Genomic DNA, 8,198 nt, shown 5'->3' with positions numbered 1-8,198 from the left:
CAGGTGCGGCAGGCGCGCGCCGGCTTGGCCGCGTAGACGATCTTGCCGTCGCGGTCGTCGATTTCGGAGACGAAGTACGGATCGACGAGGAAGCCGCCGTTGGCGAACACCGCATAGCCGCGCGCCATCGCCAGCGGCGACACCGACGCGGTGCCCAGCGCCATCGACAGGTTGTTCGGCAGCGCGTCCAGCGGGAAGCCGAAGCGGGTGATGTACTCGCGCGCGTAGCGGATGCCGATGGCATCGAGCAGGCGCACCGACACCAGGTTCTTCGACTGCGCCAACGCCTCGCGCAGGCGCATCGGGCCGGCGAATTCGTCGTCGTCGTTGGACGGCGCCCACACGCCGTTCGGCTGCGACGGATCGGGGAACACCACCGGCGCGTCGTTGACGATCGAGGCCGGGGTGAAGCCGTGCTCGAACGCCGCCGAATACAGGAACGGCTTGAAGCTGGAGCCGGGCTGGCGCGCGCTCATGGTGGCGCGGTTGAACTTGCTGCGCAGGAAGTTGAAGCCGCCGACCAGCGCCTTGATCGCGCCGTCCTCGGGGTCCAGCGCCACCAGCGCCGCCTGCGCCTGCGGGATCTGCGCGAGCTGCCAGTCGCCTTCGGCGTCGCGCGCCACGCGCACGATGTCGCCGGGCTTCAGCACCGCGTCGACGCGCTTCGGCTTCGGACCCTGGCGGCTGTCGCTGAGGTAGGGCCGCGCCCATTCCACCGCCTTGAGATCGAGCGGCACGCTCTGGCCGTCGGCGAGGTAGACCAGGCCGTGCCCGGCGTCGGCCTCGGTGACGACGCCGGGGATCATGCCGGCGATCGCGCGGTAGTTGGTCAGCGCGCGGTCGTAGTCGGCCGGCGTGGCGTGTACCGGCAGCTCGACATGGGCTTCGGGGCCGCGGTAGCCGTGGCGGCGGTCGTAATCGGCGAGGTCGTCGCGCACGGCGGCGACGGCGGTGTCCTGCAGGCGGCTGTCCAAGGTGGTCTTGACCACGTAGCCGTCGGTGAGGGCGTCGTTGCCGAGGCGGTCGATCGCCTCCAGCCGCACCATCTCCGCGAGGTAGGGCGCGTCGACCTCGATCGGCGGCTCGTGCGCGTAGGAGCGGTCGGGCTCCTTGATCGCCTGCGCGTACTCGGCCCTGCTGATGAAGCCGTTGTCGAGCATGCGCCCGAGCACCCAGTTGCGGCGCTCGATCGCACGCGGCCTGTTGTACAGCGGATTGCCGGTGGTGGGGAACTTCGGCAGCGAGGCCAGCATCGCGCACTCGGCCAGGCTGAGCTGGTCCAGCGTCTTGCCGTAGTAGAACTCGGCGGCGGCGGCGACGCCGTAGGCGCGGTGGCCGAGGAAGATCTTGTTGAGGTACAGCTCGAGGATCTCGTCCTTGCTCAACGAGTTCTCGATGCGGAAGGACAGGAAGATCTCGGTGGCCTTGCGCGAGATGCTCACTTCCGGGCTGAGGAAGAAGTTGCGCGCCACCTGCTGGGTGATCGTGCTGCCGCCCGGCACGTGCAGGCTGCGGTTGGCGATCATCAGCCCGACCGCGCGCACGAAGCCCTGCCAGTCGATGCCGGGGTGGTCGTAGAAATTGGCGTCCTCGGCGGCGAGGAAGGCCTTCTTCACGCGGTCGGGCACGTCCTGGATGCGCACCGGGATGCGCCGCGTCTCGCCGAAGGTGGCGATCAGCTTGCCGTCGGCGGAATACACGCGCAGCGGCACCTGCAGGCGCACGTCCTTCAGCGAGGCGACCGAGGGCAGGCGCGGTGCGATCAGCCAGTAGGCCACGCCCACCGCCAGTCCGCCCATGAGGATGCCGGCCAGCGCCAGGATCAGCGCGTAGCGCAGCAAACGCTTGAAAATTCGCATGGCCGCGGGAGTTGTGATGAGGGTCTAGGTTGAGGGCGGGCCGCCGAGAGTATAGAACTCCCGCGGGGAGACTCGTTCGCGGCAAGAGTCGTGCCGCAGCGCACGCAGGTCAACAAAAATTTTTGTGAATCAGGTCCTTGGCCCCATGCTCAGGACCCGTTGATAATCCGTTAAGTTTTGGATTTAATGTTGCTGCGCATCTTTCGCTCGTAACAGCGCGTGGGGAGGGGGAAAATCGTGGGCCTTTTCACACCCAAGGCGCCGCCGCTGATCGGGGTTGACATCAGCTCGACCGCGGTCAAGCTGCTGCAGCTCAGCCAGTCCGGCGCGCGCTACCGCGTGGAGCACTACGCGGTCGAACCGCTTCCGCCCAACGCGGTGGTGGAGAAGAACATCGTCGAGGTCGAGGCGGTCGGCGAGGCGATCCGCCGCGCGCTGTCGCGCTCCGGCGCCAAGACCAAGCACGCCGCGGCCGCGGTGGCCGGCTCGGCGGTGATCACCAAGGTGATCCCGATGCCGGCCGACCTCTCCGAGGACGACCTCGAAGGCCAGATCCAGGTCGAGGCCAACCAGTACATCCCCTATCCGATCGAGGAAGTGAGCCTCGATTTCGAGGTGATGGGGCCGGTCAAGGACAACCCGGACATGGTCAATGTCCTGCTGGCGGCCTCGCGCACCGAGAACGTCGACATGCGCGTCGCCGCGCTCGACCTCGGCGGCCTCACCGCCAAGGTGATGGACGTGGAGGCGTTCGCCATGGAGAACGCCTTCAAGCTGATCGCCGACCAGCTTTCGGTCGGCCGCGACGCCGTGGTCGCCGTGGTCGACGTCGGCGCCACCATGACCACGCTGATCGTGCTGAAGAACCAGCGCACGATCTACTCCCGCGAGCAGGTGTTCGGCGGCAAGCAGCTCACCGACGAGGTGATGCGCCGCTACGGCCTCTCCTACGAGGAGGCCGGCATGGCCAAGCGCCAGGGCGGCCTGCCGGAATCCTACGAGATCGAGGTGCTGGAGCCGTTCAAGGAGGCGATGGTCCAGCAGATCAGCCGCCTGCTGCAGTTCTTCTTCGCCGGCAGCGAGTACAGCAAGGTCGACCAGATCGTGCTGGCCGGCGGCTGCGCGGCGATCCCCGGCGTCAGCGACATGGTCGAGGAACAGCTCGGCGTGCCGTGCTGCGTGGCCAACCCGCTGGCCAGCATGTCGCTGTCCCCGCGCGTGCAGGCGCAGGCGCTGGCGCAGGACGCCCCGGCGCTGATGATCGCCTGCGGGCTGGCCCTGAGGAGTTTCGACTGATGGCCAGGATCAACCTACTTCCGTGGCGCGCGGAACGGCGCAAGCAGCGCGAACGCGAGTTCTACATGCAGCTCGGCATCGCCGCCGCCGCCGCGGTGGTGGTGCTGCTGTGGGTGTTCTGGATGGGCGCGCGCATCGACAACCAGAACGAGCGCAACGCCTACCTGCAGGACGAGATCAAGCAGCTCGACGCCAAGATCGCCGAGATCAAGGATCTGGAACGCACGCGCTCGCGGCTGCTGGCGCGCAAGCAGATCATCGAACAGCTGCAGGCCAACCGCTCGCAGATGGTGCACCTGTTCGACGAGCTGGTGAAGACGATTCCCGACGGCGTGCGCCTGACCGGCCTCAAGCAGACCGGCGACCAGCTCAGCCTGGAGGGCGTCGCGCAGTCCAACGCCGCGGTCGCCACCTACATGCGCAACATCGAGGCGTCGCCGTGGTTGGGCCACGCCGACCTCACGCGCACGGAGAACAAGCACGACGACCCGAGCGCGCCCTACGCGTTCGGCTTGAACGTCAAGCTGCGCAAGCCCGAACCGCAGGACGCCGACAAGACCGCAGGCGCCGCCGCGCAGGCCGGCCAGGCGGGCAACGGGGAGAGCAAGTCATGAAATTCTTCGACGACCTGCGCAACCTCGACCGCAACAACATCGGCGGCTGGCCGGTGTCGGTGAAGCTGTTCTTCTGCGGCGTGTTGTTCCTGTTGATCCTGCTGGCCGGCTGGTACTTCAAGGTCAGCGACCAGCAGGACGAACTCGCTTCGCTGCAGGCCAAGGAGGCCTCGCTCAAGCAAGAGTTCTCCCAAAAGCAGGCCAAGGCGGCGAACCTCGAGCCGCTGAAGGCGCAGCTCGAGGAGATGAAGGACATGCTGCGGCAGATGCTGCGCCAACTGCCCAGCAAGACCGAGATGCCCGAGCTGCTGGTGGACATCTCGCAGACCGCGCTGTCGGCCGGCCTGGAGACCGACCTGTTCCAGCCGGGGCCGGAGATTCCGAAGGAGTTCTACGCGGAGAAGCCGATCGCGCTGCGCATGATCGGCACCTACCACCAGTTCGGCACGTTCATCAGCGGCGTGGCCTCGCTGCCGCGCGTGGTGATCCTGACGATGCACGACGTCTCGCTGCGGCCGCAGAAGGCGCCGGTGAAGGGGCAGGACCTGGTGCCGGGCGGCATACTGGTGCTCGAGGGGACCGTGAAGACCTACCGTTACCTCGAAGACGAGGAAACTGAAGACGGCCAGGCCAAGCCGGCCGCGCGTCCCGCCGCCGGCAAGGGAGGGAAGTGAGCATGAAGCGCACACTTGCCCGCATCCTGATCGGCACGGCCGCGCTGGCACTGCTGGCCGGCTGCAGCGGCCAGGGCGACCTGCGCCAGTGGGTGGCCGCCGAGAAGGCGAAGAAGGGCGCGCCACTGCCGCCGCTGCCGGTGATCAAGACCTTCGAGACCTTCGAATACCAGGACCAGGACCTGCGCGACCCGTTCAGTCCGAGTCCGACCGAGCTGCACGCCGGCGGCGCCGTCAACGGTCCGCAGCCGGACCAGAACCGCGCCAAGGAGCCGCTGGAAGCCTTCCCGCTGGACAGCCTGAAGATGGTCGGCACCCTCGGCGGGGGCGCGGGCATGGAGGCCCTGATCAAGGATCCGCAGGGCGTGATCCACCGCATCCACGCGGGCAACTACATGGGGCAGAACTACGGGCGTGTCGCGGACGTCGCCGAGGACCACGTGGACCTCGTCGAGCTGATCCCGAACGGCAACGGCGGCTGGATGGAGCGCCAGGCGACCATCGCGCTGGGTGAGAAATGAGAGCCTTGGGGACGACGTACATGATGACGAAACCTGCTCAATTCGGCGGCTACGCGTTCCGGCTCTTCGCCGGCATCCGCCGCGTCGCTGCGGCGGCCCTGGTCCTGACCTGCTTCGGTTTCGCCGTTCCGGCGCTGGCCGCGAGCGTGCTGAAGGACCTGAGCTACCAGGCCCTGCCCGGCGGCAAGATCCAGGTGACCCTCAAGTTCGACGGCGGCGTGCCCGAGCCGAAGGTGTTCACCACCGAGAACCCGCCGCGCATCGCCCTCGACTTCGCCGGCACCAGCAACGCCTGGGACAAGCGCCACGTCGACGTGGGCACCGGCGCGACCGCCGGCATCTCCGCGGTCGAGGCCGGCGGTCGCACCCGCGTGGTGGTCGACCTGTTCCGGCCCTCGAGCTACGACACCAAGGTGGCCGGCGACGCGCTGGTGCTGACCGTCGGCAACGGCATGACCGGCGCCGCCGCGGCGAACGCGGTGACCGAAACCGATCCGACCAAGCTGGTCACCGCCGCGGCGGCCGACGTCTCCAACATCGACTTCCGCCGCGGCCCCTCCGGCGAAGGCCGCGTGATCGTCAGCTTCAGCGGCCCCGGCGCCAGCGTCGACATGCGCCGGCAGGGCGACCGCGTGGTGGTCGACCTCAGCAACGTCAAGCTGCCCGCCAAGCTGGCGCGGCGCCTCGACGTGCTCGATTTCGCCACGCCGGTGCAGTCGATCGAGACCAGCGCCCGTCCCAACGGCGCGCGCATGGAGATCGCCGTCCGCGGCGACATCGAACCCGCAGCCTACCAGACCGGCACCGAGTACGTCGTCGAGATCGCGCCCAAGAAGACCGAGCAGAAGGCGCTGGGCAAAGGCCAGGAGCCCGTCTACACCGGCAGCCGCGTCACCTTCAACTTCCAGGACATCCCGACGCGCTCGGTGCTGCAACTGCTGGCCGACGTGTCCGGCCTCAACATCGTCGCTTCCGACACCGTTGGCGGCAGCGTCACCCTGCGCCTCGTCAACGTGCCGTGGGACCAGGCGCTCGACGTGGTGCTGCGTGCCAAGGGCCTGGACAAGCGCCGCAACGGCAACATCATCTGGGTGGCGCCGCAGCAGGAGCTGGCCCGCTACGAGCAGGACCTCGCCGAAGCGCGCCTGAAGGCCGAGGACAACGCCGAGCTGGTTTCCGACATCATCCCGATCAGCTACGGCAAGGCCTCCGACATCGCCAAGCTGCTCACCCAGGGCAGCCTCGGCGGCACCGGCGGCGGCGGCGCGCGCCGCGGCTTCCTGTCCACGCGCGGCAGCGTCTCCTTCGACGAGCGCACCAACACCCTGCTGATCAACGACACGCCGGACAAGATCCGTTCCATCCGCGAGCTGGTCGGCACGCTCGACCGCCCGGTGCAGCAGGTGCTGATCGAATCGCGCATCGTGGTCGCGTCCGACGACTTCACCCGCGAGCTGGGCGTCAAGTTCGGCGTGTCGGGCGTGCAGCAGCAGGCGTCGAACGGCCACACCATCGCGATCGGCGGCACGGGCAGCGGCGCCGACAACACCGCCACCAGCGGCGTGGGCGCCGCCGGCAGCCCCGCGCCGGGCGTGTTCCCGCACTCGGGCGTGCCGGTCGGCAACCTCAGCGACCGCCTCAACGTCAACCTGCCGGCGGCCAACCCCACCGGCAGCTTCGGCCTGGCCATCCTCGGCGCCAACTACCTGCTCGACCTCGAGCTGTCGGCGGCGCAGACCGAGGGCCGCGGCGAGGTGATCTCCAGCCCGCGCGTGATCACCGCCAACCAGCAGGAAGCGGTGATCAAGCAGGGCCAGCAGATCGGCTACGTCACCTTCCAGAACTCCGGCGCCGGCGGCGGCAGCGGCGCGGGCACCGCGACCGTGCAGTTCAAGGACGCCGTGCTGGAGCTGCGCGTCACGCCGACCATCACCGCCGACGATCGCGTCTACCTGCAGATCAACGTGAAGAAGGATTCGCTGGCGCAACTGGTGCCGAATCCGGGCGGCGGCTTCGTGCCGCAGATCGACACCCGCGAGATCAACACTTCGGTGCTGGTCGACAACGGCCAGACGGTGGTGCTGGGCGGCATCTACGAGATCACCAAGTCGGAGACGCTGAAGAAGGTGCCCGGCCTCGGCGACATCCCCGGCCTCGGCGTGCTGTTCCGCAACAAGAACCGCACCAACAACAAGGCCGAGCTGCTGATCTTCGTGACGCCGAAGATCCTCGCCGAAAGCCTGAAGTAACCGGCCCGCGCGGCCGCGAAGACCCGCAGGGGCGGCTCGGGCCGCCCCTGCGCTTTTCCGCCCGCTAAACTTCCGCGCACGCCCGCGGTCGAACCGGCGTGAACGACGGAGGTGCTCCGATGGACATGCCGCAGGTCGAACGAGGCGACGCCCTGCGCACGGCGTTTGCGGCGCTGCGCGCCGGCCTGCAGGAGGCGGTGATCGGCCAGGAGACGCTGGTCGAGCGCCTGCTGATCGCGCTGCTGGCCGACGGCCACCTGCTGGTGGAGGGCGCGCCGGGCCTGGCCAAGACCACCGCCGTCAAGGCGCTGGCCGCGCGCATCGAGGCCGACTTCCACCGCATCCAGTTCACCCCCGATCTGCTGCCGGCCGACCTCACCGGCACCGAGATCTTCCGCCCGCAGACCGGTGCCTTCGAGTTCCAGCCCGGCCCGCTGTTCCGCAACCTGGTGCTGGCCGACGAGGTGAACCGCGCGCCGGCCAAGGTGCAATCGGCGCTGCTGGAGGCGATGGGCGAGCGCCAGGTGACCATCGGCCGGCGCACCTGGCCGCTGCCCGAGCTGTTCCTGGTGATGGCGACGCAGAATCCGATCGAGCAGGAAGGCACCTACCCGCTGCCGGAGGCGCAACTCGACCGTTTCCTGATGCACGTGGCGATCGGCTATCCGCAGGCCGCGGCGGAGCGCGAGATCCTGCGCCTCGCCCAGCGCCGCGCGCTGCAGGCGCTGGATGCGCCCGTCGCCGAAAGCCGCCTGCTCACCCAGGCCGACATCTTCGCCGCGCGCCGCGCCGTGCTCGGCCTGCACGTCGCGAGCGGGTTGGAGGAATACGTCGTGCAGCTCGTCCTGGCGACGCGCGCGGCGGGCGCCTACGACGCGCGGCTGCCGCACTGGATCGCCTGGGGCGCCAGCCCGCGCGCGACCATCGCGCTGGACCGCTGCGCGCGCGCGCGCGCCTGGCTGGCCGGCCGCGACTACGCGCTGCC

7 protein-coding genes are annotated in these 8,198 nt (G+C 68.9%); 6 read left to right on the top strand and 1 reads right to left on the bottom strand.

Annotated features, from left to right (window positions below; translation table 11 throughout):
* On the bottom strand, window positions 1–1,859 hold a 1,859-nt coding region (locus MBSD_RS07375; RefSeq protein WP_062536499.1), incomplete at its 3' end, for a penicillin-binding protein 1A.
* Between the two features lie 237 nt (window positions 1,860–2,096).
* Between MBSD_RS07375 and MBSD_RS07370 the strand changes: the two genes are divergently transcribed.
* The 6 genes from MBSD_RS07370 to MBSD_RS07345 form a co-directional block, all read left to right on the top strand.
* Window positions 2,097–3,155 carry a pilus assembly protein PilM gene (locus MBSD_RS07370; RefSeq protein WP_062536497.1) on the top strand — a complete coding sequence of 353 codons (1,059 nt, stop codon included), beginning with the start codon at window positions 2,097–2,099 and terminating at the stop codon, window positions 3,153–3,155.
* On the top strand, window positions 3,155–3,769 hold the full coding sequence (locus tag MBSD_RS07365; protein WP_082306544.1) for a PilN domain-containing protein: 615 nt from the start codon (window positions 3,155–3,157) through the stop codon (window positions 3,767–3,769). Before MBSD_RS07370 ends, MBSD_RS07365 begins: the two co-directional genes overlap by 1 nt.
* The gene (locus MBSD_RS07360; protein ID WP_062536495.1) at window positions 3,766–4,443 is read left to right on the top strand and encodes a type IV pilus inner membrane component PilO; all 678 of its coding nucleotides are present in this window, start codon (window positions 3,766–3,768) and stop codon (window positions 4,441–4,443) included. Before MBSD_RS07365 ends, MBSD_RS07360 begins: the two co-directional genes overlap by 4 nt.
* Before the next feature lie 2 nt (window positions 4,444–4,445).
* A complete protein-coding gene (locus MBSD_RS07355) occupies window positions 4,446–4,964 on the top strand; it encodes a pilus assembly protein PilP (protein WP_062536493.1) in 519 nt (172 codons plus the stop codon).
* 20 nt (window positions 4,965–4,984) lie between these two features.
* Window positions 4,985–7,213, top strand: coding sequence for a type IV pilus secretin PilQ (locus MBSD_RS07350; protein ID WP_237071762.1), 2,229 nt, complete (start codon window positions 4,985–4,987; stop codon window positions 7,211–7,213).
* 119 nt (window positions 7,214–7,332) lie between these two features.
* The coding region (locus tag MBSD_RS07345; protein ID WP_062536491.1) for an AAA family ATPase at window positions 7,333–8,198 on the top strand (866 nt) is incomplete at its 3' end.

Origin of the sequence: Mizugakiibacter sediminis (assembly GCF_000953855.2) — a bacterium.
Classification (GTDB): Bacteria; Pseudomonadota; Gammaproteobacteria; order Xanthomonadales; family Rhodanobacteraceae; genus Mizugakiibacter; species Mizugakiibacter sediminis.
Note: the sequence above shows the minus strand (reverse complement) of the source record. Positions and strands in the feature narration are given on the sequence as shown.

What these genes read in the sequence shown, in the direction of transcription:
- MBSD_RS07365 (WP_082306544.1), top strand. Translation starts at nt 3,155, where the DNA reads ATGGCCAGGATCAACCTACTTCCGTGGCGCGCGGAACGGCGCAAGCAG.
- MBSD_RS07360 (WP_062536495.1), top strand. Translation starts at nt 3,766, where the DNA reads ATGAAATTCTTCGACGACCTGCGCAACCTCGACCGCAACAACATCGGC.
- MBSD_RS07355 (WP_062536493.1), top strand. Translation starts at nt 4,446, where the DNA reads ATGAAGCGCACACTTGCCCGCATCCTGATCGGCACGGCCGCGCTGGCA.
- MBSD_RS07350 (WP_237071762.1), top strand. Translation starts at nt 4,985, where the DNA reads ATGATGACGAAACCTGCTCAATTCGGCGGCTACGCGTTCCGGCTCTTC.